The organism is Mycobacterium sp., from assembly GCF_052144515.1.
In the GTDB taxonomy this organism is placed as follows: domain Bacteria; phylum Actinomycetota; class Actinomycetes; order Mycobacteriales; family Mycobacteriaceae; genus Mycobacterium.
Map to the genome: position 1 here is coordinate 1 of NZ_JBKQQD010000476.1, position 25,282 is coordinate 25,282.

The 25,282-nt window shown below is 65.6% G+C and carries 29 protein-coding genes and 1 pseudogene; 18 read left to right on the forward strand and 12 right to left on the reverse strand.

Features of this window, described 5'->3' with window-relative positions; genetic code table 11:
- The first annotated feature begins 241 nt into the window (after nt 1-241).
- The 5 genes from ACLP9N_RS32045 to ACLP9N_RS32065 are packed head-to-tail and all read left to right on the forward strand — an operon-like array spanning nt 242 to nt 4,111.
- The gene (locus ACLP9N_RS32045; RefSeq protein WP_442411157.1) at nt 242-1,060 is read left to right on the forward strand and encodes an IclR family transcriptional regulator; all 819 of its coding nucleotides are present in this window, start codon (nt 242-244) and stop codon (nt 1,058-1,060) included.
- On the forward strand, nt 1,057-1,980 hold the full coding sequence (locus ACLP9N_RS32050) for an alpha/beta hydrolase (RefSeq protein WP_442411158.1): 924 nt from the start codon (nt 1,057-1,059) through the stop codon (nt 1,978-1,980). Before ACLP9N_RS32045 ends, ACLP9N_RS32050 begins: the two co-directional genes overlap by 4 nt.
- Before the next feature lie 4 nt (nt 1,981-1,984).
- Nucleotides 1,985-2,827, forward strand: a complete 843-nt coding sequence (locus ACLP9N_RS32055; RefSeq protein ID WP_442411159.1) for an SDR family NAD(P)-dependent oxidoreductase — start codon at nt 1,985-1,987, stop codon at nt 2,825-2,827.
- On the forward strand, nt 2,824-3,156 hold the full coding sequence (locus ACLP9N_RS32060; protein WP_442411195.1) for a hypothetical protein: 333 nt from the start codon (nt 2,824-2,826) through the stop codon (nt 3,154-3,156). The genes ACLP9N_RS32055 and ACLP9N_RS32060 overlap by 4 nt, the downstream gene beginning before the upstream one ends.
- A 13-nt stretch (nt 3,157-3,169) precedes the next feature.
- Nucleotides 3,170-4,111 carry a cyclopropane mycolic acid synthase family methyltransferase gene (locus ACLP9N_RS32065; protein ID WP_442411160.1) on the forward strand — a complete coding sequence of 314 codons (942 nt, stop codon included), beginning with the start codon at nt 3,170-3,172 and terminating at the stop codon, nt 4,109-4,111.
- Nucleotides 4,112-4,155: 44 nt separating this feature from the next.
- On the opposite strand, the pseudogene ACLP9N_RS32070 reads toward ACLP9N_RS32065, so the two are convergent.
- Nucleotides 4,156-4,459: pseudogene (locus tag ACLP9N_RS32070) on the reverse strand (ferredoxin).
- Nucleotides 4,459-5,598 (reverse strand): Rieske 2Fe-2S domain-containing protein, encoded by a 1,140-nt coding sequence (locus ACLP9N_RS32075; protein ID WP_442411161.1) that lies wholly within the window; start codon nt 5,596-5,598, stop codon nt 4,459-4,461. The pseudogene ACLP9N_RS32070 and the gene ACLP9N_RS32075 overlap by 1 nt, the downstream one beginning before the upstream one ends.
- Before the next feature lie 101 nt (nt 5,599-5,699).
- On the opposite strand from ACLP9N_RS32075, the gene ACLP9N_RS32080 reads away from it, so the two are divergent.
- Nucleotides 5,700-7,412: a 3-ketosteroid-delta-1-dehydrogenase gene (locus ACLP9N_RS32080; protein WP_442411162.1), complete on the forward strand. Its 1,713-nt coding sequence runs from the start codon at nt 5,700-5,702 to the stop codon at nt 7,410-7,412.
- Nucleotides 7,413-7,417: 5 nt separating this feature from the next.
- Here the strand turns inward: ACLP9N_RS32080 and ACLP9N_RS32085 are convergent, their stop codons facing one another.
- Both ACLP9N_RS32085 and ACLP9N_RS32090 read right to left on the reverse strand, forming a co-directional pair.
- Nucleotides 7,418-8,029, reverse strand: coding sequence for a helix-turn-helix transcriptional regulator (locus ACLP9N_RS32085; RefSeq protein WP_442411191.1), 612 nt, complete (start codon nt 8,027-8,029; stop codon nt 7,418-7,420).
- Nucleotides 8,030-8,191: 162 nt separating this feature from the next.
- Nucleotides 8,192-9,073, reverse strand: a complete 882-nt coding sequence (locus ACLP9N_RS32090; RefSeq protein ID WP_442411163.1) for an alpha/beta fold hydrolase — start codon at nt 9,071-9,073, stop codon at nt 8,192-8,194.
- A gap of 385 nt (nt 9,074-9,458) precedes the next feature.
- Here ACLP9N_RS32090 and ACLP9N_RS32095 point away from each other — a divergent pair, with 385 nt between their 5' ends.
- Nucleotides 9,459-9,608 carry a hypothetical protein gene (locus ACLP9N_RS32095; protein WP_442411164.1) on the forward strand — a complete coding sequence of 50 codons (150 nt, stop codon included), beginning with the start codon at nt 9,459-9,461 and terminating at the stop codon, nt 9,606-9,608.
- Nucleotides 9,609-9,638: 30 nt separating this feature from the next.
- On the opposite strand, the gene ACLP9N_RS32100 is transcribed toward ACLP9N_RS32095, so the two are convergent.
- Nucleotides 9,639-10,196 (reverse strand): CGNR zinc finger domain-containing protein, encoded by a 558-nt coding sequence (locus ACLP9N_RS32100; RefSeq protein WP_442411192.1) that lies wholly within the window; start codon nt 10,194-10,196, stop codon nt 9,639-9,641.
- A gap of 148 nt (nt 10,197-10,344) precedes the next feature.
- Here ACLP9N_RS32100 and ACLP9N_RS32105 point away from each other — a divergent pair, with 148 nt between their 5' ends.
- From ACLP9N_RS32105 to ACLP9N_RS32125, 5 genes are all read left to right on the forward strand, one after another.
- Nucleotides 10,345-11,037: an SDR family oxidoreductase gene (locus ACLP9N_RS32105; RefSeq protein WP_442411165.1), complete on the forward strand. Its 693-nt coding sequence runs from the start codon at nt 10,345-10,347 to the stop codon at nt 11,035-11,037.
- An 82-nt stretch (nt 11,038-11,119) separates the two neighbouring features.
- Nucleotides 11,120-11,581, forward strand: a complete 462-nt coding sequence (locus ACLP9N_RS32110; RefSeq protein WP_442411166.1) for an SRPBCC family protein — start codon at nt 11,120-11,122, stop codon at nt 11,579-11,581.
- Nucleotides 11,582-11,599: 18 nt separating this feature from the next.
- Entirely contained in the window at nt 11,600-12,406 is an 807-nt protein-coding gene (locus ACLP9N_RS32115) for an SDR family NAD(P)-dependent oxidoreductase (protein WP_442411167.1), read from the forward strand.
- A 71-nt stretch (nt 12,407-12,477) separates the two neighbouring features.
- Complete coding sequence (locus ACLP9N_RS32120; protein ID WP_442411168.1) at nt 12,478-13,527, forward strand: ABC transporter permease; 1,050 nt, start codon at nt 12,478-12,480, stop codon at nt 13,525-13,527.
- 3 nt (nt 13,528-13,530) lie between these two features.
- The gene (locus ACLP9N_RS32125; protein WP_442411169.1) at nt 13,531-14,523 is read left to right on the forward strand and encodes an ABC transporter ATP-binding protein; all 993 of its coding nucleotides are present in this window, start codon (nt 13,531-13,533) and stop codon (nt 14,521-14,523) included.
- Here the strand turns inward: ACLP9N_RS32125 and ACLP9N_RS32130 are convergent.
- From ACLP9N_RS32130 to ACLP9N_RS32155, 6 genes are all read right to left on the reverse strand, one after another.
- On the reverse strand, nt 14,520-15,503 hold the full coding sequence (locus ACLP9N_RS32130; protein WP_442411170.1) for a hypothetical protein: 984 nt from the start codon (nt 15,501-15,503) through the stop codon (nt 14,520-14,522). The two genes, ACLP9N_RS32125 and ACLP9N_RS32130, sit on opposite strands and share 4 nt — an antisense overlap.
- 19 nt (nt 15,504-15,522) lie before the next feature.
- Nucleotides 15,523-16,092, reverse strand: coding sequence for a carboxymuconolactone decarboxylase family protein (locus tag ACLP9N_RS32135; protein WP_442411171.1), 570 nt, complete (start codon nt 16,090-16,092; stop codon nt 15,523-15,525).
- Between the two features lie 3 nt (nt 16,093-16,095).
- A complete protein-coding gene (locus ACLP9N_RS32140; protein ID WP_442411172.1) occupies nt 16,096-16,833 on the reverse strand; it encodes a class I SAM-dependent methyltransferase in 738 nt (245 codons plus the stop codon).
- Between the two features lie 102 nt (nt 16,834-16,935).
- On the reverse strand, nt 16,936-18,270 hold the full coding sequence (locus tag ACLP9N_RS32145) for an adenylate/guanylate cyclase domain-containing protein (RefSeq protein ID WP_442411193.1): 1,335 nt from the start codon (nt 18,268-18,270) through the stop codon (nt 16,936-16,938).
- 221 nt (nt 18,271-18,491) lie between these two features.
- Nucleotides 18,492-18,788, reverse strand: a complete 297-nt coding sequence (locus ACLP9N_RS32150) for a hypothetical protein (protein ID WP_442411173.1) — start codon at nt 18,786-18,788, stop codon at nt 18,492-18,494.
- A complete protein-coding gene (locus tag ACLP9N_RS32155) occupies nt 18,785-19,363 on the reverse strand; it encodes a TetR/AcrR family transcriptional regulator (RefSeq protein WP_442411174.1) in 579 nt (192 codons plus the stop codon). Before ACLP9N_RS32155 ends, ACLP9N_RS32150 begins: the two co-directional genes overlap by 4 nt.
- A gap of 95 nt (nt 19,364-19,458) precedes the next feature.
- On the opposite strand from ACLP9N_RS32155, the gene ACLP9N_RS32160 reads away from it, so the two are divergent.
- Entirely contained in the window at nt 19,459-20,412 is a 954-nt protein-coding gene (locus tag ACLP9N_RS32160) for an oxygenase MpaB family protein (protein WP_442411175.1), read from the forward strand.
- On the opposite strand, the gene ACLP9N_RS32165 is transcribed toward ACLP9N_RS32160, so the two are convergent.
- Nucleotides 20,405-21,331 (reverse strand): amidohydrolase family protein, encoded by a 927-nt coding sequence (locus ACLP9N_RS32165; RefSeq protein WP_442411176.1) that lies wholly within the window; start codon nt 21,329-21,331, stop codon nt 20,405-20,407. The two genes, ACLP9N_RS32160 and ACLP9N_RS32165, sit on opposite strands and share 8 nt — an antisense overlap.
- 148 nt (nt 21,332-21,479) lie before the next feature.
- Here ACLP9N_RS32165 and ACLP9N_RS32170 point away from each other — a divergent pair, with 148 nt between their 5' ends.
- From ACLP9N_RS32170 to ACLP9N_RS32190, 5 genes are all read left to right on the forward strand, one after another.
- Entirely contained in the window at nt 21,480-22,400 is a 921-nt protein-coding gene (locus tag ACLP9N_RS32170) for a LysR family transcriptional regulator (RefSeq protein ID WP_442411177.1), read from the forward strand.
- Nucleotides 22,401-22,490: 90 nt separating this feature from the next.
- On the forward strand, nt 22,491-23,246 hold the full coding sequence (locus ACLP9N_RS32175) for an SDR family oxidoreductase (RefSeq protein WP_442411178.1): 756 nt from the start codon (nt 22,491-22,493) through the stop codon (nt 23,244-23,246).
- A gap of 7 nt (nt 23,247-23,253) precedes the next feature.
- Nucleotides 23,254-23,757 (forward strand): NmrA family NAD(P)-binding protein, encoded by a 504-nt coding sequence (locus ACLP9N_RS32180; protein ID WP_442411179.1) that lies wholly within the window; start codon nt 23,254-23,256, stop codon nt 23,755-23,757.
- A 2-nt stretch (nt 23,758-23,759) separates the two neighbouring features.
- On the forward strand, nt 23,760-24,116 hold the full coding sequence (locus ACLP9N_RS32185; RefSeq protein ID WP_442411180.1) for a hypothetical protein: 357 nt from the start codon (nt 23,760-23,762) through the stop codon (nt 24,114-24,116).
- A 53-nt stretch (nt 24,117-24,169) separates the two neighbouring features.
- Nucleotides 24,170-25,273 (forward strand): phenazine antibiotic biosynthesis protein, encoded by a 1,104-nt coding sequence (locus tag ACLP9N_RS32190; protein WP_442411181.1) that lies wholly within the window; start codon nt 24,170-24,172, stop codon nt 25,271-25,273.
- The last annotated feature ends 9 nt before the right edge of the window (nt 25,274-25,282 follow it).

Genomic DNA, 25,282 nt, shown 5'->3' on the forward strand with positions numbered 1-25,282 from the left:
CCTGGTGCCGGCACTACCGCTCCAAGCCAACCCGAAGGCGACAGACACAAAATGAGCCAAACACCAGGTGATCCAGACCCAACCACCGCAACGCGGCAATGTCACCCTGACACTGAGACACAAAAGCCCCCGCACACTCGGCGTGTCGGAGGCTTTTTGCGTCTGCTCGGCTGGCTGCTATCTTCCTAATAGGAATATAGCAGCCAGATATACCCGGATATTTCCAGCCCTTGGAGGACCGATGTCAGGGACCGTCGCGCCCGTCGAAACCCCCAACGCCGTCATCGACCGCATCTCACTGGTCCTCGACGCATTCGAAGGACCGGGACGGCTGACGCTGGCCCAGATCGTGCGCCGCACCGGTCTGCCGCGCTCATCGGCGCACCGAATGCTCGAGCGCCTGGTGCAGCTGCGCTGGCTGCGCCGCAGCGGACGCGACTACGAGCTGGGCATGCGACTGGTGGAGCTGGGCTCGCTGGCCGTCCACCAGGATCGCCTCGTGCGGGCGGCTGCTCCGCTGCTGGGCGAATTACACCGCGCCACCGGGCTTGTCGTACACCTCGCGGTTCTGGACGGTCCCGACGTCGTCTACCTGGACAAGATCGGTGACCGCGCGCTCGGAGCGATCCCGACCCGGGTCGGCGGACGTCAGCCGGCGCACTGCACTGCGGTCGGCAAGGCGATCCTCGCGTACTGCGACCAGGACGCTGACGTTGATCTGCGGGTCCGCAAGACCAAGTACTCGATATCGACCAGCTCCCAGCTGGCCGCCGAGTTGGCCAAGGCGCGAGCCCATGGTGTCGCGTTCGAGCGCGAGGAGTCGTTGCTCGGATTCGGTTGTGTCGCAGCCCCAATCGGTGGTCCCGGCGAGGCGCACGCTGCGGTGTCGGTGTGCGGACCGATGAATCGCATGATGTTCGATCAGCGACTGGCCGCCCCGGTGCGCATGACCGCGATGGGCATCTGGCGAAACATCGAAGACGGCCCGCAGCGGGTTGCACCGACGCTGCAGCCGCTGCGGCCGCTGCGATCCGCACGGCCCGCCCTGCAGTACGCGTGAACCTCGATCCGCAGCTCGCCCCCCTAATCGAGGAGCTGGACGCCGGCTTTCCCCCGGTCCACACGATGACCGGCGCGCAGGCAAGGGCCGTGATCCGGGCCCGGTTCGTGCCGGCGGCCCGGCCCGAGCCGGTCGCCGAGGTGCGCGACCAAACCATCCCGGGGCCAGGAGGCGACATCCCGGTGCGGATCTACCGGCCCGACGGCTCGGGCCTCCCGGTTCTCGTCTACGCGCACGGTGGTGGTTTCGTGTTTTGCGACCTGGACAGCCACGACGGACTATGCCGCGAGATTGCCAATCGCGTTCCCGCCGTTGTTGTTTCTGTGGCGTACCGGTTGGCTCCCGAGCATCGCTGGCCGGCGGCCGCCGAGGACTTTTACGCGGCCACCCAGTGGGCGGCGATCAATGCGCCGAACCTGGGCGGCGACCCGGGCCGCGTCGTCATCGGCGGTGACAGCGCCGGCGGAAATCTGGCCGCCGTCGCCGCGCTGATGGCGAGGGACCGTGGCGGCCCGACTCTGGCCGCCCAGCTCCTGCTTTATCCCGTGCTGGCAGCCGATTTCGACACCGAGTCCTACCGGCTTTTCGGCCGCGGCTACTACAACCCCAAGCCGGCCATGCAGTGGTATTGGGACCAGTACTTGCCGTCTAAGGCGGATCGCGTTCATCCCTATGCCGCGCCGCTGCACGGTAAGTTGCATGATCTGCCGCCCGCCGTGGTGGTGATCGCCGGGCACGACGCGCTGCGCGACGAGGCGCTGGCCTACTCGGCCGAGCTCGACGCATCCGGGGTGCGTGTCGTGCGCGCCCAGTTCGACGGTGCCATACATGGTTTCATGACTATGGCCAGCTTGGGCATCGCGCGGGAAGCGCGGCGGCGGGCGAGCGGCGAGCTGAGATGGTTGCTCGGAAGCCGGTAGATCGATGAGTGCCCGCGAAACGTTCTCCGGCGGCGTTGCCGTCATCACCGGTGCGGGCGCAGGCATCGGCGCCGGACTGGCCCGGCAGGCCGTGACATTGGGCATGACGGCGGTTCTCGCCGACGTCGACGCCGACGCCATCGCGGCACTGCGCGACGAACTCTGCGCGGCCGGAGGCTCAGCGGTGGACGTCGTGTGCGACGTGCGTGACCCATTGGCGGTACAGGAACTCGCCGACCGGACCTATCGCGAAATCGGTCCGGTGCGGCTGCTGGTAAACAACGCCGGTGTAGAGCAATTCGGCTATCTCTGGGACACGCCGGTGGACAACTGGCGTCGGGTCGTCGACATCAATGTCAGCGGAGTCTTCTACGGGGTGCGGGCCTTTCTCCCCAAGATGATCGCCACCGACGAGCGGGCGTGGGTGTGGAACCTGTCGTCGGTGGGCGGGGTGCTGGCGATTCCGTTGCAGGGGCCCTACATCATGAGCAAGCACGCGGTGCTCGCGATGACCGAGTGCTTGTATCTCGATGTTCAGTCGGCCGGACACGACAACCACATTCACGTGCAGGCAGTGCTGCCCGGGGCGGTGGTGTCCAACATCTTCGACTCGGCGGGCGGCGTCGACCCGTCCGATGCCACCGATGCGGCGGTCGCCGAACAGCAGCGTTCGGCCATGCTGGACGTCAAGGCTGCGGCCATGAATCCGCTGGCGGCAGCCGAGACGATCTTCGAGCAGGCCGCCGAGGGCCGTTTCTATCTGCTCACCCAACCGTCGGTCGGCTCGGCCATGGTGGAGCGCGCGAACGCGCTTGCCGCGCACGAGCCGCCGACGGTGAGAAGATGACTTCCGCGTTGGATCCCGACGCCGCCGCGCGGGTCGCGTGGCGCGGCGACATTCCGCCGATGCGCCAACAGGGCTCGGCTGCGGTGCGTGCCGCGATCGACTCCCCGCTGCGCCGTGGCCTCGGTGATCGCCATGGTGGCTTGCGACGACGGCGCATTCACCACCGGCACAAAGATCCGGGTCGACGGCGGCGCACGCCTGAAATCCCCGGGTTGACCTACCGCTTTGCCGGGCCAAATGCGTGTAACCTCCCTTACCGGGTGATGCGATTTATTTGCGGGGAATCCGCGGGCATCGAAGCCGACGAGGGCTCCCCGTCCCAGCCGTGACGGGAGGATGACATTGCCAAGAGAAGCGCAGAGCCTGCTGCCGCATTTCGAGGATGTGCAGGCCCACTACGACCTGTCCGATGACTTCTTCGCATTGTTCTTGGACCCTACGCGGACGTACACCTGCGCTTACTTCGAGCGCGACGACATGACGCTGGAGGAGGCTCAGAACGCCAAGATCGACCTGGCGCTGGGCAAACTTGGCCTGCAGCCGGGCATGACGCTGCTCGACGTCGGCTGCGGTTGGGGGCCGGCGATGTTGCGAGCGTTGGAGAAGTACGACGTCAACGTCGTCGGCCTGACGCTGAGCAAGAACCAGGTTGCCTACGTCGAGCAGCAGTTCGCGGCTTCGGATAGCCTGCGTTCCAAGCGGGTGCTGCTCGAGGGCTGGGAGCAGTTTTACGAGCCGGTGGACCGAATCGTGGCGATCGGCCCGCTCGAGCATTTCGGCTACGACCGCTACGCCCCTTTCTTCAAGAGGGCTTATGACGTGTTGCCCAGCGATGGCACGATGCTGCTCCACACGATCGTGGTGTTGAGCCGCAAGGAGATCCAGGAGCGCAAACTGCCGCTGACGATGCGCCATGCGCATTTCGTCAAATTCCTCCTGGAGGAGATCTTCCCCGGCGGCCGGCTGCCAACGGTGGCGATGGTCGAGGAGCACGCCACGAAGGCCGGGTTCACGGTTAGCCGGATCCATCGGCTGCGGCCGCACTACAAGCGGACGCTCGACATGTGGGCTGCGGCGCTGGAGGCCCATAAGAACGAGGCGATCGCGATCCAGTCGGAAGAGGTCTATGACCGGTACATGAAGTACCTGACCGGCTGTGCCGAGTTGTTCCGCGATGGCTACACCGATTTGTGCCAGTTCACGCTGGAAAAGGGAAGTCCCGCCTCATTGGGGTCATCCGGCGTTGCGGCCGTAGCCGGCTGCGGCAGCAGCGGTGAGACGTAGGCGAAGCCCAGAAAATGACGACCTCTCCGGCGAGAATACCCGAATTACGGTGTGATGCCGGTTATTTCGTCGACGATAGCCAAGTCGCCGTGCCGCACCGCGTCCAGGATCGACTCGCGTAGCGCCGAGCACACCAGGAAGACGCCGCAGCTCCCGGGCGCCGCCAGTTTTTGCGCGTCGGCGCGCTCGGCGCAGCGTGCCGTCGCGTCGGCGTTCCACTGCACACTGGTCTGGTTCCAGGTGCTCTTGCGCGCCAGCCACCCGTGCGCCGCAATTGCGGCACGCCACCGGCACCATGGGCATCGCGTCGAGGCGATTGTCTTCCCTGACCGACGAATCGAGCGACATCACACCGAGCCCGCGCCGACCGCCCGGGCGGCCATGTTCGCCTCGACCTCTTTCATCCACGCCTCGTAGGGCCGGGTGGTGTCCAGCTCAAACTCGAAGCGGTCCACCATGTCTGGTTGCACGTCGGCGACATCGACGTAGAACTGCTGATACCAGCGGCGCAGCTGGTACACCGGACCGTCCTCCTCGACGAGCAGCGGGTTGTCGATGCGCGCCTTATGCCGCCAGATCTCGACGTCCTGCTCGAATCCCAGCTTGACGTAGTCGCCGAGTTTGATCGCGGTCCGCATGGCCTCGTCACCGGGCAGCGCTTCCGACTTCTTGACGATGATGCCGTATTGCAGCACAAAGGAATTCGAGTCGATCGGATAGTGGCAGTTGATCAGGATCGTCTTGGCGTCGCCGTGTTCGTAGTGATAGGTCAGGTCGTCGATCATGAAGGACGGGCCGTAGTAGGACGCCACCGAGGTGTTGCCCAGCATCTGCGCGCCTTCGGTGCCGCCCATGTCGGGGCGGCCCTCCCCGTTCATGTACTGCGTCGCGACGTGTCCCTCGAAGATGTTCTTGAAGTAGGTCGGCAGTGCGCCGTGGATGTAGTAGAAGTGCGCCATATCCACGACGTTGTCGATGATCTCGCGGCAATTGCTCTGCACGACGGTGGTGTACCAATGCCAGTCGGTCCAGTCGTCGCTGGTGGCACCCTCGATGCGCGGGATGGTGACCCCGGGCGGGGGTGGGTGCCCCTCGGGGTCGTTCCACACGAACAACATGCCGTCCTGCTCCAGCGTCGTCCAGGTCGCGGTGCGGGCCAGCCGGGGCGCGCGCCGCGCGTAGGGCACCTGCTTGCACCGCCCGTCGCCGCCCCAGCGCCAGTCGTGGAACGGGCAGGCGATCTCGTTGCCCTTGATTTCGCCCTGCGACAGGTCACCGCCCATGTGCCGGCAGTAGCTGTCGAGCACGTTGATGTTGCCGTCTCCGCTGCGGAACACCACCAACTTCTGGCCGAATGCGTTGATCGCGTGCGGCTTGCCGTCACCGAAATCTCTGATCAATCCGAGGCAATGCCAGCCGCGGGCGAACCGCGTCGGCGCGGCCTGCGCTTCAATGAGCCGAATCTCGTCGGCGCCAGACGACGTCATACCCCACGATTTAACTCCTATGAGCGGGCCAATGGGGTGACTGTTCCGCTCATTAGGACGGCTCTTTCTCGCTTGCGCCGCGGCGGCCTACCGTTTCCAACGTGACCCTGGACAGCAGCACGATCCCGGCCGGCCTTCCGGTGGCCGACACCGCGGTGGACCTGCTGGTGGTCGGCTCGGGCACCGGCATGGCCGCGGCGCTGACCGCCCACGAACTCAGGCTATCGGTGCTGATCGTGGAGAAGTCGCCGTACGTGGGCGGCTCCACCGCCCGGTCCGGCGGGGCGCTGTGGCTTCCCGCCAGCCCTGTGCTGGCCGAGGATGGCGCCAACGACACCGCCGAGCGCGCCGCCACCTACCTGGACTCGGTGGTCGCGGGGTCGGCACCCCGGCTGCGATCGACCGGGTTTCTGAACCACGTACCGGCGACGGTCGAGATGCTGCGCCGAATGACTCCGCTTCGGCTTTTCTGGGCGCGCGACTACTCCGACTATCACCCCGAGGAGCCGGGCGGCAGCGCAGCGGGCCGCACCTGCGAATGCCGCCCCTTCGACACCTCGATTCTCGGCGAGTACCGCAGCAAGCTGCAGCCCGGCGTGATGGAGGCCAGCGTGCCGGTGCCGACGACGGGCGCCGACTATCGCTGGATGAATCTGGTAGCCCGGGTGCCGCGCAAGGGAATCCCGGTATTCGCCAAGCGGATAGCGCAGGGCGTGGGCGGCCTGCTGCTGGGCCGGCGCTACGCCGCGGGCGGCCAGGGCTTGATGGCCGGCCTGTTCGCGGGTGTGCTGCGCGCCGGCATTCCGGTGTGGACCGACACCGCGCTGCTGCGACTCGACAGCGACGGCAACCGCGTGCGCGGGGCCGTCGTCGAGCACGGCGGCCGCGAGGTGACGATCACCGCGCGGCGCGGCGTGGTGTTGGCCATGGGCGGTTTCGACCACAGCATGGACATGCGGTGGAAATTCCAATCCGAGTCGCTGGGCGCCAATCTGAGCCTGGGTGCCGCGGCCAATACCGGCGACGGGATCCGCGCGGCGCAGGAACTGGGTGCCGACATCGGTTTGATGGACCAGGCCTGGTGGTTTCCCGCCGTCGCGCCGCTGCCCGGCAAGGAGCCCGCGGTGATGCTGGCCGAGCGGTCACTGCCCGGCTGCCTGATCGTGGACCACAATGGCCGCCGGTTCGCCAACGAATCGGCGGACTACATGTCGTTCGGTCAGCGCTTGCTAGAACTGGAACGCGCCGGCAGCCCGGTCGAAGCGATGTGGATCATCTTCGACCAGCAGCACCGCAACAGTTATGTCTTTGGCGCCACCCTGTTCCCGCGGATGAAGATTCCGCCGGCATGGTACGACGAGGGCATCGCAAAGCGGGCCGACAGCCTCGCCGAGCTGGGCGCACAGATCGGCGTTCCGGTGTGGGAGTTCACCCACACGATGACCCGCTTCAACGAAAACGCTTCTGCCGGAAAGGATCCGGACTTCGGCAGAGGCCGCAGCGCTTATGACCGCTATTACGGCGACCCGACGATAACCCCGAACCCCAACCTTCGTCCACTGCTCAAGGGCCCGTTCTACGCGGTGAAAATGGTGCTCAGCGACCTGGGAACCTGCGGCGGGATCGAAGCCGACGAACGGGCGCGGGTACTGCGCGAGGACGGCGGCGTCGTCGCCGGCCTGCACGCGATCGGCAATACCGCCGCCAATGCGTTCGGCGCAACGTACCCCGGAGCGGGCGCGACGATCGCGCAAGGCCTGGTGTACGGCTACATCGCGGCCCGGGATGCGGCGGGTCGCCACCATCAGGGCTAGGGGCGCTAGTCGGCTTCGCGCTTCGCCTCGACCTGCTTCTCGATCTCGCGCCAGTAACCTGGCTTTGGGCGCGGTTTGCCGAAACCACCCTTGGCGGCCTTGTGCACGGTGGCGTCCGCCTCGTCGATATCCTTCATCAGTTCCAGGGCGAACTCGCGCTCGGCGGCGTAGTACTTGGCCGCCCAGCGCAACGCGATTACCGAGTACGCCCAGGCGGGTTCGCCTTCGGCTCCGTCGGCGTCCTCGACCGCCTTGCGGTGGCGGGCTTCGGCGTATGCCGCATACTCCTGCAACACTTCCTTGAGCCGAGCCGGGTTGGTGAGGTGGCCGAACGTCACCCGCAGCAGCACACTGTGCTTGAGCACCGGCGGGTCCACCGGCGCATCGTTGACCCACTCGATGGCGGCGTCCATCCCGGCCCGCGTGATCTTGTAGAGCCGGCGGCTACGTGTGCCCTCGTCACGCTCGACGCGTGATGTCACCAGACCGAGACTCTCCAGCTTTTTCAGCTCGGTATAGATCTGGCTATACGACGGGCTCCAGTAGTACAGGTCGACGCTCCAGTCGATCCACTTCTTGAGGTCATAGCCGGAGATCTCCTCCTCGTAGGACATCATGCACAGCAGCGCCCGACTGGTGGCGGCAAGTGCCGCGGTGGTCGGCTTTTCGCGGGCGGGGTCCACGTCGCCAGATTAACAACACGGTTCACGGTGCATGCGTGTCACGGACCGCTGACCGGGACACCGTGTTGCGGCCAAGTGCCGCGCTGCTTTTGGCTGCTATTGGCGCTCTAAAAACGCCAGCACGGTCGATTCGAACGCTTCCTTGGCCTCGATCATCGCCCAATGCCCGCAATTGGGAAACACGTGCAATTCGGCGTTGGGGATGGTGCGCATCGGAATGATCGCCATGTCCAGCGGGCTCACCCGGTCGTCGCGTCCCCACGTCAACAGGGTCGGGGCCGCAACCTTGTGCATCGTCGCCCACGGCAGCGGCGCGTCCGACTTGGCCATCATCGACGTCATCTTGGCGAAGGCAGCCTTGCTGTACATCCGCCGGGCGGCCTGCAAGGCCTGCGGATCGCTGGCCAGGCTCCAGCGTTCCTCGACCAGCTCGTCGGTGATCAGCGCGGGGTCGTACACCATGCAATTCAGCCAGTCGATCAGCCGCTGGCGGGTCGGGTCCTCGGTGAACTCCTGCAGCAGCCGGATGCCCTCACTGGGCCCGGGGGTGAACAGATTCGTGCCGATGCCGCCAATGGTGACCAACCGGCGCACCCGTTGGGGATGTTGTATCGCCAGGTTGATTGCGACAGCGCCACCCATCGAGTTGCCGATGATGTCGAAGCGGTCGAGCGAGAGCGCGTCGATGAACGACATGGCCGCTCCGTGCGCGGCGATCATCGGATGACCGCCCAGGTCGGGGCTCACGCCGAAGCCGGGAAATTCCAGCACCAGACAACGGAAGTGCCTGCTGAACGTGGGCAAAACCCCGCGGAAGTTGCGGTGGCCCGTGACGCCGGGTCCCGAGCCGTGCAGGAACAACAGCGGCGGTCCATTGAGATCATGGCCGGTGTCGTAATAGCGCAACGCCCCGGCCGGAGTGTGGATTTCGTGCAAGCCCTCATCAAGGCCGGTCGTCAGATCAGAAGAGTGCGCCACGGAGCCTCCATCATCGTCGGTGCCAGAGATGAGCCTGCCATCACCGCTGTTCGAACAGGCCAGGCGGTTCCCTTCACCGGCCAGAGCACGCCAGGGCAGCAGTCGTAATCCGATCGAATTCGACAAGTTGGCGCGCGGCACACCGCAAGTCCGATACACTGCGAGACAGGGGGTTTCGCATACGGACGCAACGAAGCGCTCCAACAAGCGCTGATTACGTAACGGCATCAACTCTGTAACGATCCGCCCGAAGCGGCGGTGCTGTGTCTCATGCCACAAAAGCGTTTTACCGTTTACCCGAGCGCGGCGCGGTCGTAAAAGAGTCACGGTGAAATTTAATTCAGGTGCGGCGACCCCCTGGCCGCACAAACGAAGGAAACAAGCTGTGCCAACACGACAGAGCTCGACGAACTTCGATCTGGTCGCTCCGATCAAGGCGCGCGCGTGCGACGCGTTGTCCGCCGTGGTGCGAAGCAAGCCCCGCAAGCCCGGCGGCGACCCGCAGATCATGCGCAAAGGCGCTGAGCGCTGCTGACAGCGCCTTCGGGCAAGACTTCGGCGTGGATTAGACGCGAGGCGGCTGACCACTTTCCGCTTTTTGTTCACGTTCGCGCCGGCGCGCCCGGGAAGCACGCAGATTCGCGGCGTTGCCACACGCCTTGACGTCGCACCACACGCCGCTGTTGTTCTTCGAGCGGTCATAGAAGGCCGAGCCGCACTGGTGGTTGTGGCAGGTCTTGATCCGGCGCCAGGTGTCGTGCTGCTGGCTCAGCAAGATCTCACCCCACAGGGCCGAGGCCATCCAGCGCCAGCCGCTACCCGCGGGTTCCAGCCGCACCTCGCCGGTGTCCGACAGCGCAAAGGATCCGGAAACCGAGCGAATGGAGCCGATCCCCCGCTCGTCTGGCGGTTCGCCGGCGACCATCTTGGCGATCGTGGTGCGCAAGGCACGAAGCTTCGATAGATCCGCGTCGTCGAGCGCCGGTGGTTGCGCTTCGACTCCGCGCAACGCCGACCACGTCCGCACCGCGTTCCCCGCCCAGTCGCGCGCCAGCTTGGTGTCGGCCAGCAGATCCGGGCCGTAGGTCGCGATGCCGATCGTGTTGAGGAAATCGTGCACCAGCCCTAGGCCGCCGGGCGCCGGCACCTTTCGGTACCGGTGTGATGCAGACCATTCAGAAGACATAGGCAAAGATTACTTGACTATGTCTATGCGGTCAATTACTGTGACAGAGTCAAAACTACTTTACCTAAGTCAAGGAGAACTGGTCATGGTCAACATCAAGGGATCGACAGTGGTGGTCACCGGCGGGCAGCGCGGACTCGGCAAGGCCATTGTGGACGAGTTTCTGCAGCGCGGCGCGGCCAAGGTGTACGCCACGGCGCGGGCGCCGAAGCCCAGCGAGGACCCGCGTGTCGTGAGTATCGAGCTCGACGTCACAAAGGCGGATTCGGTTGCAGCGCTGGCTGTTTCGGCCTCAGACGCCGACATCGTGGTGAACAACGCCGGTGTCCTCGGTGCGTCGAAGCTGCTCGACAGCGACATCAAGGAAATCCGGGAGGTCTTCGAGACCAACTACTTCGGCGCGCTTCGGGTCGCCAAGGCATTCGCGCCGGTCCTGGCCGACAACGGCGGCGGCGCCCTGGTGGACATCGCTTCGGTGTTGTCATGGGTGGGCGGTTTCGGTGGCTACGGAGACTCCAAGGCTGCGCTGTGGTCGGCAACCAACTCGCTGCGCATCGAGCTCGAGAAGCAGGGCACGCTGGTCACGGGGGCGCACCTGGGCTACACCGACACCGAGATGGTCTCGGACTTCGACGTGCCTAAGAACGACCCGCGGGACGTAGCACGCCAGATCGTCGACGCCATCGACCGCGGCGAGGCGGAGGTGCTGGCCGACGACCTCACCCGCCACTTCAAGGCGGCGCTGTCTGGGCCGGTCGAGGCGTTGCGGGTCAGCTGACGGCGGAAACTGATGCCGGAAACTGAACCAGTGTGGGGCCGGTAACGAGACGGCCCCACACATTGGTGTTTGGATTGGTTTCATGGAACCCGAACCGCCTGAAGGAATCGTGACTGCGACCCGAATGATCTCTGCCAGCGCCGAGAAGATTTTCGATCTGATCGCCGATCCGTCGATCCAGCCGAGCTGGGACGGCAACAACAATCTCGCATCGGCGGCTCCGGGGCAGCGGGTCCATCAGGCTGGTGACGTGTTCAAGACGACGTTGACCAACGGTGCCGTGCGGGAAAACCACGTCGTGGAGTTCATCGAAGGCAGCAAGATCGCCTGGCGTCCGGCCGAGCCCGGAAAGCAGCCGCCCGGCCACCTCTGGCGCTGGGAGCTCAGCGAGATCAACCCAACACTCACCAGCGTGACGCACACCTACGACTGGACCTCGCTGACGGATCGAACCCGGCTGGAGAAGGCTCGTTCGACGACGCCCGACATGCTGCGCGAGTCAATGGACCGTCTGGCCACGCTGGCCCAGAGCACTGGAGGGTAGAGGCGGTACGGTCGCCATATGGCTCTCCCTCAACCAGGAAAAGACCGCGCGGCCGTCGTTACCGGTGCCTCGTCAGGCATCGGTGAGGAATTCGCCCAGATACTTGCTCGGCGCGGCTACCAGGTCGTGCTGGTGGCACGCAGCGTCGACCGCCTTGAAGACATCGCCGGGCGGTTGGGTGCGCAGGCGCACCCGCTGCCCGCCGACCTGTCCGACCGAACCGACCGGGCGGCCCTGCTGGACCGGGTCACCGCGCTGGGACTTGTCCCCGACATCCTGGTCAACAACGCCGGGCTGTCGACGCTCGGACTCGTCGCGAAATCGGTTCCAGAGAAAGAACTTAACCTGGTCGAGGTGGACGTGGCCGCGGTGGTCGACCTGTGCAGCAGGTTCCTGCCCGGCATGGTCGACCGGAAGCGGGGCGCGGTGCTGAACGTGGCGTCGATAGCGGCGTTCGGGCCCCTGCCGGGGCAGGCGGCCTATGGCGCCGCCAAGGCGTTTGTGTTGTCCTACACCCACAGCCTGCGTGGTGAGCTGCGCGGCACCGGGGTCAGCGCGACCGCGCTGTGTCCCGGGCCGGTCGACACCGGATTCAGCGACACGGCCGGATTCACCAAGGAGGAAGCCGAATCGGCCCTGCCGCGGGTGATGTGGATTTCCGCCGATCAGGTGGCACAGGCCGGAATCAACGGCCTGGCCGCCGGCAAGGCCGTCGTCGTGCCCGGGCGCGTGAACCGGGTTGCTTCGGCCGTCTTTCGGGTCGCGCCGCCCGAGCTGCTACTGCCGGTGCTGCGCCGCAACCACCCCGCCATGAAACGCCACTGAGACCATCTCCGTAACAAGAACGCTGGGAAAATTCGGCACCGGAGGGCGTGCAGGTCGGTAACGTTTCGGCCATGCTGTTCGCGGCCTTGCGGGACATACAGTGGCGAAGGCGGCGCCTGGTGATTGCGATCGTCAGCACCGGACTGGTCTTCGCGATGACGCTCGTCATGATCGGGCTGGCCAATGGCTTTCGGGTCGAGGCCGAGCGCGCGGTCGATTCGATGGGTGTCGACACATTCGTGATCAAGGCAGGCGCCGCAGGACCGCTTTTGGGGGCCACACCATTCGCCGAAGCCGAGGTGGCTCGGGTGGCCGCCACGCCCGGCGTCACCGCTGCGGCACCACTGGCCTGTGCCGCGACGACGGTCGTCGAGGGCACGTCGAGGCGAAGCGTCACCGCGTTCGGGGCGCCGGAGCGCGGACCGGGCATGCCGCAGGTGTCGCAGGGCCGCCCACCGTCGACGCCGGACGAGGTCGCGGTCTCGAGCACGTTGGGCCGGGTGGTGGGCGACGACCTGGGAGTCGGTGCGCGCACGCTGCGGATCGTCGGCATCGTGCCCAACTCCACAGCACTGGCCAAGACGCCCAACATTTTCCTGACCACCGAGGGCCTGCAGCGCTTGTCGTACAACGGGCAGCCGACGGTCACGTCGATCGCGATCAAGGGCAGCCCGCAGCAAATCCCGGCCGGATACCAGCTCGTCGACCGCGCGGCCGGTGTCAACGACCTGCTGCGCCCAGAGCACGTCGCCGTGGGAGCGATCTCGATCGTGGCCGCGATGATGTCGATCGTGGCGGTGCTGATCGTCGGGTCGGTGGTGTACCTCTCCGCGCTCGAGCGGCTGCGCGACTTCGCGGTGTACAAGGCGATCGGCGTGCCGACGCGGTCGATCCTGGCGGGGCTCGCGCTGCAGGCGGTCCTCGTCGCACTGCTCGCGGCGGCGCTGGGCGTCGTGTTTTCATTGCTGCTTGCGCCGGTGTTCCCGATGATCGTCGTGGTCCCTGCCATCGCTTATGTGGCGCTACCGCTCGCTGCGATCATGATCGGTCTGCTGGCCAGCCTGGCCGGGTTCCGGCGCGCGGTCGCCGTCGATCCGGCACTCGCATTCGGGGGGCCCTGAGCGATGAGCGACCTAAGCATCAAAGACCTTGTCGTCGAATATTCCAGCGGCGGGTACGCGGTCCGCCCGATCAACGGGTTGAACCTCGACGTGGCGGCCGGATCGCTGGTGATCCTGCTGGGGCCCAGCGGCTGCGGGAAGACGACGCTGTTGTCCTGCCTCGGTGGCATATTGCGGCCCAAGTCCGGGGCCGTCGAATTCGATGGCACCGACATCACCAAGCTCGAGGGCGGCGCGCTGGCGCAGTATCGGCGCAACAAGGTGGGCATCGTGTTCCAGGCGTTCAACCTGGTGCCGAGCCTGACCGCGCTGGAGAACGTGATGGTTCCGCTGCGCGCGGCCGGTAACTCGCGTGCGGCCTCGCGTGAGCGTGCCGAGGAACTGCTGACGAGGGTCAACCTCGCAGAGCGAATGAAACACCGCCCGGGCGACCTGAGCGGCGGGCAGCAGCAACGCGTCGCGGTCGCTCGCGCGATCGCACTGGACCCGTTGCTGATCCTCGCCGACGAACCGACCGCGCACCTCGACTTCATTCAGGTGGAGGAGGTGCTGCGGCTGATCCGCTCGCTTGCGCAGGGCGAACGCGTGGTGGTGGTGGCCACTCACGACAGCCGGATGCTGCCGCTGGCCGATCGTGTCGTCGAACTCACGCCGGCGGTCTCATCGACGAATCGGCCTCCCGAAACCGTGCGCCTGAAGGCCGGCGAAATGTTGTTCGAGCAATGCACGATGGGCGAGCTGATTTATCTGGTGTCGGAGGGCGAGCTCGATATTGTGCGCGAATTAGCTGACGGCGGTGAGGAATTGGTCAAGGTGGCCAAGCCGGGCGACTACTTCGGCGAAATCGGTGTGCTGTTTCACATGCCACGTTCGGCGACCGTGCGCGCTCACACCGACGCGACCGTCATCGGCTATACCGCCCAGGCGTTCCGTCAGCGGCTCGGTGTGTCGGGGCTGGGGGAGCTGATCGAGCACCGCGAGCTTGCCGACGACTAAGCCGGCACCGGGTGGAGTTCGACGCGCAGGAGCGCGGCCTTGCGCACGATCCCATCGGGAGGCGCCGTCGTCCCGCCGTCGGTCGTAACATAAGCCACTCGGCCGTAGTCGCCAGGGCCCCTGCCCCAGACCGCACTGGACGGCCCCACCAGGATCTCGTTGAGCGGATCGCCGGCGATGTGGCGGACCTCGCTGCCATGCCGGGGTTCTAGCGGGACTCGGTCGAAGGTGTTTGCGCGGTGCCGGGTGACATAAGCAAAACCGACGTTTTCATCGAGGCAGAAGTCGTCGGCGTTGTCGATAGCGGCGACGAACTCGGCATCGCTTGAGGGATTCAGAGTTGACGGGTCGACCGCGACCCGCATGAACACTTTTTGAGCGGTCGACGTGTAATACACGTAGCCGGTCCGTGGCCCGTAGCGGATGCCATTGATCCCTGGCTGCGGTGGTGGCGGAACTCCACTGTCCGGGTCCCACGCCATTGTGTCGTGGGCCAGCCAGATCCTGGCGTTGGCGCTGCGAGCGTTGTCTCCCAGGTCAATTCGCCAGATCAGGCCGGCGAAGCAATCGGCGACGAGCATCACCCCGGAGTCGATCAGGCAGCAGCCGTTAAGTGCGCGGACGGGCTCATCGAAGGTGAAAATGATCTCCGGTGACACCGGGTCACCCTGCGTCCAGTCGTTGAAATCGATACGCGCCAGATGAGATTCGTGGGTGGTATAGCCCTCAGTCAGACAAACGATGAACACGTCCGGTTCGACCTCGACGATGCCGGTGACGGGGTGATCGAACGTGTGAACCAGCACCGGGCTGATCTCGGCGCGAGGTTCGGGGCCGGGAACGCACCAGAGCTCCTTCTGATAAACCGCTGTGACCAGGACCGAACGGTCGCCGCGGACGGCGAGGTTCTCCGGGAAATACCATTCGGGAAAATATGCGACCGGAGTCAAAGTGACTGTTGGGAAGGGAGTTAACGCCATGAGCCTCGATTCGAATGGTCTATTGGTCCAGACCTACGGCATCGGCCGGAACGTCGAATGCCGCGAGCGTCATCGAGACAGCGGTAAACCATCCGATGAGGACGGTGACATCGACGATGCCGGCGTCGCCGAGCAGTGCCTCGGCGCGCTGGTACAGTCCCAGCGGTACGTAGCGCGGGGTGACCAGCGTCGAGGCGAGGTCGTACACGACCTGCTGGCGTGGGTCGTCGAGGGTGACGGCGTGACCACTGATCAAAGCCTCAACCGTTTCAGGCGCGAGGTGACCCTGCTCCACGCCGATCTTCTCGTGTTCGTAGTTGGCGTACGGGGCGCCCCAGCGGCCGGTAGTGAGGCTGGTGACGATCTCGATCTCTGCCTTGGTCAGCGTCGATTCGGTTTGAAAGTACGCTCCGGTCGGGACGATCGTCTGGGACAAGCGTGGGTTGGCCAGCCAAATCTTATGCGGGCCCGGAACCAGCCCGCGTAGTTTCCGGGTGAATTCGTAGGCGGCTTTCATGCTGTCGGGCATGCGGTCGACAGGGGTCTCCGTAAAGCGACCGAAGGTCCCGAAGTCGGAAGAATCGGCCATGATTCAGCGCTTGCCGCGCACCCACTGAATCGTGCCGTAGTTCTTGACCCGCACGCCGGCAAAACCGTTGTCTTCCAAGATGTCGCCGATTTCGTCGTCGTCGAACACATGGGCCCCGACGTTGGGCAAGTTGCGCCAAAGCCGGGCGGTGGGTCCGGCGGTGGGGACCATGACGGCCAGCCGTCCGCCCGGTCGCAGTACGCGTGCCATCTCGGCCAGGGCGGCCGCTGGATCCGGGATCAGCTGCAGCACTGCGAGTGAGGTAATGGCGTCGATAGTATTGTCGCGCAACGGAAGTCGTTGCGCATCCGCCCGTAGGAAGCCGACTTGTGGCCCCGATTCCGCGCGGACGGCGCGCGCCAGCATCGGCTCGGAGATGTCGACGCCCAAGGCCAGTCCGCCGGGGCCGGCGGCGCGCGCCAGCGATGCGGTCACGTTGCCCGGACCCGAGCCGACGTCCAGCGCCGTTCCGTCCGGCGGAATGTTCAACCACTCGACGGGGTGTTGCCACGCGGTGATCAGCCGTCGCGAGATGGCCTGCGCGTTGTCGTAGAGCATCGACCCGATCGGCGATGCCCAGGCCGCTTGGATCGCACCGGTGTTCTTCGGGATGGTCTCGTCGCCGGCCGCGCCCAGCAGATCGAGATAACCCTTGCTCACGTCGGGATCGACAGGCGGATCCGCAAGCAGGTCCAGCGCTCGGCGCAACGCCGGGGGCAGCGAAATGTGCACGTCGGTCATGCGTACTCCTTCGATCTTCCTTTGCTCAAAAGCCAAGGTGGACAGTAAATCAACGTGTGGGGGCAGCTTTCCCTGTTGGCAGCCTACGCCGAACCAGCGGGGTTATCTCCTGACGTCCGCGTGCTCGCGCACCAGGGCACACAGCTGCCAGTAACCCGGCACCCCCTTGAGCGCATGCTCGCCGCGGTCGGCGAACCGGTGCCGTGATCCGGTGACGATGTCGCGCACCGTCGAGGACACCAGCACTTCGCTGGGACCGGCCAGCGCCGCCACCCGCGCACCGATGTGCACCGCCATGCCGGCGACATCACTTTTCAGGGCGCCACGTATCTCGACCTCGCCGGCATGGATGCCCACCCGCACCTCGATACCCAAAACCCTTACTGCGTAGACAATTTCGTCGGCGCACGCCAGCGCGGCGCTGGGGCCGGTGAACGTCGCGACGAAGCCGTCTCCGGCGGTGTTGACTTCATGACCCGCGAAGCGTTGAAGTTGGTGGCGCACGATTCTGTCGTGGTTGTCCAGCAGGTCACGCCATCGGTTGTCGCCGAGCAGGGCGGCGCGCTCGGTGGAGCCGACGATGTCGGTGAACACGATCGTGGTGAGTACGCGTTCGGCATCGGAGGCGCCTCGCACTCCGGTGATGAACTCCTCGATCTCGTCGAGCATCGGTCCCGTGTCGCCGACCCAGTACAGCGAATCTTCGCCCGGCAGTTCCACGAAGCGCGATCCGGCGATGTGCTCGGCGAGGTAGAGACCGTGCCCGATCGGACTGAACTCCGGGTTGTCGCGATGCAGGATCAGCGTGGGCACGGCGATGCGGTCGAGGATGTCGCGGACGTCGCCTTCCCTGATCTTCTTGATGAAGGCACGAGCCATGCTGGGAGACGCGGCACGGTTGCCCGCGTGATCCCACCACGCGCGAAACGCGTCGTCGACGGCCACCGAGGGAGCGATGATGCCGAGCATGTCGAAGCCCTGCTCGACGGCGTCGGGCTGGACGCCGACCGTCGTGAATGGATCGGCGCCGCTCTCGTCGCTGCCGATCGGGTAATCGGGCCCGCGCAGAGTACGCGCCCCGCCGTTGAAGATCACCAGGTTGTTCACCCGCTCGGAGTAGTCGGCCGCGAGGACGAGTCCGGCCAACGAAGTGAAACCCGGGGCGAAAATCGTGGCCCGCTCACATCCAACCGCGTTCATGACCGCGATCGCGTCCTGCGCCCACGACTTCGGCCCCATCATGTCCACCGAGGGGACCCGCGACGACAGGCCAATTCCACGCTGGTCGAACCGGATTACCCGGCCGAAGGACGCCAGGCGTCGATGAAAGCGGTACATCGACGGCTCTTGGTCGACGCAGTCGATCGGGATTAACGGCCCCGGCAGCACGAGCAGGTCGATCGGGCCATCGCCGAAGACCTGATAGGCGATGTCCATCTCGCCGCAACTGGCATACCGGGTCCGCGGAACCCCAGAAAGCTGGGTCACGGCTACAGATTAGTTCAGGGTGCCGACAGATTCCCGACGCGAAAATTTCCGCGCTGCCGCAGCACCTTCTCCGCAGTCGCAGGCTTCCGCTTGCCGCCAGATTTGACGGAGGCGTAAAGCTTGCTCAAAACCGAAAATCCGCCGCAGCAACGTGGTACGCATGGCCAAAATCACAACTCCGACGGTGGGGACGTCACCGGATAGACGGCGGTCCCGGCGGCCGCGGCGGCTCTGCCGGCGACGGCGGCGACGGCGGCAACACCTCCTCGGGCACCCCCGGCAGCGGCGGCCTGGGCGGTGGCGCCGGCAGCCCCGGCGACGGCGGGGCGCCCACCGATGGCGCCCACGGCGGCAGCGGCACACACAACGGCACCACCGGCACCAACGGCACCAGCAACGGCCCCGGCAGCCCCGGCAGCCCCGGCAACTGAGACCGACGGCGGCAGGTCGATCCCGGCGGCGGTCAACCGATGATCGGCACCAGGTAGCGGGCGGCGTACTCCCGCACCGCCGCGGGATCCGTCGTGTCGAGGCGGTCGGTGGGAAACACGATGATGCCGAGGGCGACGCGCAGCAGGATGTCGGCGATGTTGGCCAGGTCGGTCTCGGGGATCTCGGCCCCGCATCGGCGCAGGGTGTAGGAGATTCCGTCGGCGAACCGGCCGATCGGAAAGACGCGCGACCGCGAAAACAGACCGAACAACTTGGGCTCGCTCTCCACGATGCGCGAATACAGCGGCGAGTCATGCACGAGGCGCACACCGAGCGCGAACGCCTCGATCACGGCCTCTTGCGGATTGCGCCCGGTGGTGGCCTGATCGAGCGCGGTGAAGAAAGTTTCGGCCTCCCGCCGCACCACCTTTTCGAACAGGTCGTCTTTGGTGGGAAAGCGCCGGTAGATGGTGCTACGGCTGACCCCGGCGCGGGCGGCGACGTCTTCGATGTTCGCGCGGCGCACGCCGTAGGTCTCGAAGACGGTGCGGGCGGTGTCCAGGATTAAGCGGTCGAGTTCGGTGACCGACTCGGTTTCCGACTGGATCATGGGCCGCCTCACGCCGCTTTGCGGCCATCGCCAGCGATTGCTATGTTCGGAACAAAGATACAATTTTGTTTCAGTACTTCACAAGTGAGGGTTGGATGACCGCCCAGAACGACCAGCTTGCCGAGCCCGGAGCCCGTTTCGACGCCGGTGTGCGCGAAGCGGTACCCATGCCGATCGACGACGACATCGCCGACGCCACCACGCGGCTGGGGCCCGGTTCGCTGATATGGAAGTTCTACGGAGACCACCGCACCCAATTCTTCGGATTCCAGCGCGTCGCCGGCGTCGAGAACTGCATCGAACAACTCGGCCAGGGGGTGCTCGATCACTCCGTGATTTTCAGCGACACACTGGGCCGGGCCAAGCGAACCGCACCGCCGCTGATGAAAACCGTCTACTCCGACGATCCGCACCAGTGGGGCCGCAAGGTGCGGGACTTCCACAAGCCCATCAAGGGCACCATCAGCGACGGCTCCAGGTACCACGCGCTGAACCCGGAGTTGTTCTATTGGGCGCACGCAACTTTCGTCGACCAGGTCATCTACACCGCCGACATGTTCATCCGCCGGCTGTCCGACGCCGAGAAGGAACAGATCTTCAACGACGGCAAGATCTGGTACAGCCTGTACGGGGTCAGTGACCGCGGCCAGCCGCAGACCTATGCCGACTTCGTGGCCTACTGGGACGACATGCTGGAGCGGTTCGTCCCGCACAAAACCGTCCTCTACGGCACCGGCTACATCCGAAAAGGGATCCCGGCCCCGCGCCGTGTTCCCAAGCCGCTCTGGCGAATTCTGTCTGCACCGCTCAACGCCTACACCCGGCTGGTCCTCGTCGGAACCATGCCCCCGGAGATGCGCGATGTGTGCGGGCTGGACTGGGATGACAAGCGGGAGAAACGATTCCAGCGGTTCGCCGCCGCCGTGCGTGCGTTGAATCCGCTCATCAACCGGCTTCCCGTCTGGTTCATCTACGCGCCCTGGGCCGCCAAGGCGTGGCGCCGTGCGGGCGTCGACCCGCGCGAACTCCACAACCGTTCGTTCAACTGATCCGCAGCAGCCGCTCGGCGTTGCCGTGGGCGATCTTCTCCCGATCGGCGGCGCTGAGGGTGGTCCGCTCGAATCCTTCGACGGCCTCGTACGAGGATTCGTAGGGATAGTCGACGGAGAACATGATCGCGTCGGCACCGACTTCCAGCACCGCTCCCAGCATCACCGCCGGCGAGAACACCCCGCTGTTGGTGAAAACGATGTTGGTGCCCAGGTACTCGGACGGCAGGCGCTTCAGCGCGGTCGTCGCGCCGGCCGCGGAGCGCGAGTCCAACCGGCTGCGCTGAAACGGCAGGAACTCACCCATATGCCCCAAAATCATTGTCGCGCCAGGATGCCGGTCGAACACCCCGCCGAACAGGATTCGCAGCGCGTGCCCGCCGACCTCGGCCGCCCAACTCCACGCCGCCCCATACAGTTCCGGACGGCCGTCGAGGACGCGCCAATTGTCGGCTGCCGGGGCGCCGGGATGCAGATACATTGGCACGCCAAGGGATTCCACCGCCGACCACACCTCGTCGTATTCGGGTGCGTCCAGGTAGCGGCCGCCGGGCCCGGATATGCAGTCGTTCACCAGGGCCCCGCAGAACCCGTGCTCGGTGACGGCGCGCTCCAATTCCGCCGCGGCCGCGGCCGGATCCTGTAACGGGAGAGCGGCAAAGCCGCGGAACCGATCCGGATGTTCGGCGATGACCTTGGCCAGGTAGTCGTTTGCGAACCGCGCGTTGTCGACGGCCCGCTCGGCGTCGATGTCGACCTGCAGGCCGGGGACTGTCAGGGATAGCACCTGGATGTCGATGCCGGCGTCGTCCATCTCCGGGAGGCGATATTCGGTGAAGTCGGTCAGCCGGCTTGCGCACTTGTCCAGGTATCCGGGCTTGAACCCCAGCAGTGGGGCGAAGCGCTGGAGATCCGACATCGGCTGGCGCTCGGCCAACTCGGGGATGAAAACGCTTCCTCTAAGGCGATGTAACGCATCGGTTTTCCTCACTGTCGTCGCGATTGTTTTCCCTTCGACTCTGCGCCTCAGCCGACCATTTGTGAAATGAATAGTTAGTATCAGCTATATGGTGCAGACGCATATAGGCCGGGTCGATCTGAACCTGTTGCCGCCGCTGGTGGCCCTCCTGGACGAGCGTCACGTCTCGCGCGCCGCCGATCGCCTCGCGCTCAGCCAGCCCGCGATGAGCCGAGCTCTGCAGCGGCTGCGGCGTCACTTCGGAGACGAGCTGCTGGTCCGCGGACCCGAAGGCTACTCACTGACGGCCCGCGCCGAACGCATCCGCGCCCAGCTGGCAACGGTTGTCACCGAGCTGAACCACCTGTTCGCCACCGAAACCTTCGATCCGGCCACCGCGGACCAACGGTTTCGTCTCGCGGTCAGCGACTTCACCATCTCGGCGCTGGGCCCCGCGCTGGTTCGGACGATCCTGATGCAATCGCCGAAGTCGACGGTGACGTGCGAACCGCTCGACGCGCGAGCATTCGACAAGCTCGACGCCGGCACGCTCGACCTGGTTATCTACGGCCGCGGTGCACCCGGCCGATACGTCAGCCAGCGCCTTTTCACCGATCGGTTCGTCTGTGTCGTGGCCGCCGACCACCCGCTGGCGCAGCGGAAATCAGCGTCAAGGCTGTCGCTGACGCAATACCTGCGGTGGCCGCACGTGAGCATCGACATCGGCCAGCCCGGGCTGGACCGGAGTCTCGAGGCGCTCGATACGGCGCGCCGCGTCGCGGTCGTCATGCCGTACCACGTGGTGGGATCCAGCATTTTGCCCGGCACTGAGCTGATACTGACCGTCCCGGCTCGACTCGTCTCCCAGTTTGCTGACTCGAGTCGCGTGCGGGTCTTTGATGCGCCGCGCGAGCTCGGCGCCGTGCAGTTCCACGCCGTCTGGCACCCGCGCGTCGACGAAGATCCGTCCCACATGTGGCTTCGCGGGATCGTGCGCACTGTCGCCGCGGGGACACCGCCACGAAAGTGAACTGCCGCCAGGACGAGAATCGGGGTTTGTGGCTTGCCAACCGGGGCATCCCGCACCCGGTCAAGAAGCGGTCGAGCGGAGGAGAAGGCGATGCAGATGGAGGGCAACACCATCCTGGTTACCGGTGGCGGCACCGGAATCGGCCGCGGCCTGGCCGAGGCATTTCATCGATTAGGCAACCAGGTCATCATCGCGGCTCGCCGCCGCGAGCCGCTGCAGGCCGTCGCGGAGGCCAACCCGGGCATGCGGGCCATGTCGCTGGATCAGTCGGACCCCGCCGACATCCGGCGATTCGCCACCGAGGTGACCGACCACTACCCGGGACTCAACGTCGTGGTCAACAATGCCGGCATCCAGCGGGTGGAGGACCTCACCACCGGCGGCCCCGGCACAGCCGAGCTGAGCATCGGAATCAATCTGCTCGGGCCGATCCGGCTCACCGCGGCGTTGCTGCCGTCGCTGCGGACAAAGCCGCACGCGACGATCATCAACGTCACCTCGGCCCTGGCGTTCATGCCCAGCGCGCTCACACCCACGTATTGCGCTACCAAAGCCGCGCTGCACTCCTACACCCAGTCGCTGCGCTTTCAGCTCCGCGATACCGCGGTTGCGGTGATCGAAATCATTCCGCCGCATGTGCAGACGGCGCTGCAGGGCGAGCGCGGATTCGACCCCAGGGCGATGCCGCTGGACGAGTACGTCACCGAGACGATGACGTTGTTGCAGACGGAGCCTCAGCCCGACGAGATCGTCGTCGAGAATGCCAAGCGATGGCGGTTCGCCGAGCGGGACGGGGCGTACGACGACATCTACCCCGCCTTCAACCAGGCCATGACGTCGAGCTGAGACCGCGATGCGAGTCCTGATGGTCGGCGCAACAGGACGCCATGCCCACTGGGTGCTGCGCGAGCTGATCCAACGTGGCGTCGAGGTGCGCGCGTTGGTTCGCAATGAGGAACGGGCACAGGTGGCCCGGCGTAACGGCGCCGCCGAAACGGTTGTCGCCGACCTGACGGAACCGGCCAGTCTCAAGGACGCGGTCGCCGGAATGGAAGGGGTCTTCCACATCGGGCCGGCGCACGCGGCGGGGGAGGCGGAGATGGGGCTGGCGATGGTCGATGCCGCCCGGGCGGCCGGTGTGCGAAAGTTCGTCTATTCCGGGGTTATTCACCCGTCGATCTCCGCGATGAGGAATCATGCGGCCGCCAAACTGCCAGTGGAGGAGGCGCTGTACAGCTCCGAGCTGGATTTCACGGTGCCGCAGCCGGCCCGTTTCATGCAGAATTTCGAGCGGTCCTGGGATGACCCCGGAATGACGTTGTCGAACATGACCGGCTGGCGCAGCCGTACTCGCTGACGGTGAAGATGTGCTCGGTGGACTACCGCGACGTTGCCGAGGTCGCCGCGCTGGCGATGACCGTCGGCGAACTCAGTTACGGCACATTCGAATTGTGTGCGCCCGGAATGCAAGACAGCCATGAGACCGCCGCGATCCTCAGTGAGGTTCTCGGCCGGCCGATCGCCGCGGTGCAGACGCCGCTGGATCAGTTCGCTGCGCAATTGCCCGAGGGACCGTTCCGCGATGGCATGACGCGGATGATGGCGCATTACGACCGGCACGGTTTGCCCGGTGGCAACGCACTGGTGTTGCGCGCAATTCTGGGTCGCGAGCCCCGATCGTTAAGGGACTATTTCGCCGAACTTGCCGCCAGCTGAACGGCGCGCAATCACATTGCTTGTGGGATCCAGGATGCGACAGGATCGGTGGCATGGCCGATATCGACTTCTCGCTGTTGGACGTCCCGCGATCGGTACCGATCGACGACCCCGAGGCCTACCTGCGCGCGGCGATGGCCTGGCACTTCGGCGAGGACACCGGCTCGCCGTTCTGGCTGCGCACAGCCCAGACACTGAACTTCAACCCGCTGATCGACATCAACACCTTTACGGATCTTCGTCTGTTTCCCAACCTCCTCAGCGAGCTGCGAAGTGTTCCGGTCGAGGACCTGATACCTCGCGGGTACGGATCCCAGGGATCACAGCCGCCGCTGCCCCAGATATTCGAATCCGGTGGCACCACCGGGGCTCCGAAACGCACTGTGCAGCTGCCGGATTGGGTCGCGCAAGTCGTCGACTGGCAAACAGAAGACTTCGCCACGGGTGGCTTCCTGCGCGGGCAGGGCTTCCTGTGCCTGATGCCCAGCGGCCCGCACGGTGTGGGCTACTTCTCCCGCTTAGTCTCCGAGCGACTCGGCTCGGTGTTCCACGCGATCGACATCGACCCCCGCTGGGTCAAGAAACTCGCCGCCCGCAACGCCGCCTCGGAAGTGGCGGCCTACATCGACCACGTCATCGAGCAGGCCGTGTTCGTCCTGCAGACGCAGCATGTCGCGAATTTGCATACCACTCCGCCGCTGCTGGCGGCGATCGCCCGGGACGACTCCGTGGTGGACTTGGTGAACGCCAAGATTCGCTACCTGTTGCTCAGCGGCGCCCACGTGGACGCCGACACCCTCGACCTGTTGCGCGACATCTTCCCGAACACGACCATCACCATGGCCTTCGGTAGCACCATGGTTCTTTCCCAAGCGGTCACCCGCACCGGCGACGGGGATTCGTTCGTTTTCGATCCGCGGACTCCCTACGTCGTCTTCTGGGTGATCGATCCCGACACCGGCGAACACGTGCCCTACGGTCAGCGCGGCCAGGTGGTGATGAACCACATCAGCAAGGGAATGTTCATTCCGAACAACCTGGAACGCGATGAGGCGATCCGGATGGCCGGTCCCGCAGGACAACTCAGCGACTCGGTGAGCGAGGTGCGGCCCGTGGCCAGCTTCGAGGGTGAGGCCGTCATCGAAGGCGTGTACTAGCCATGACGC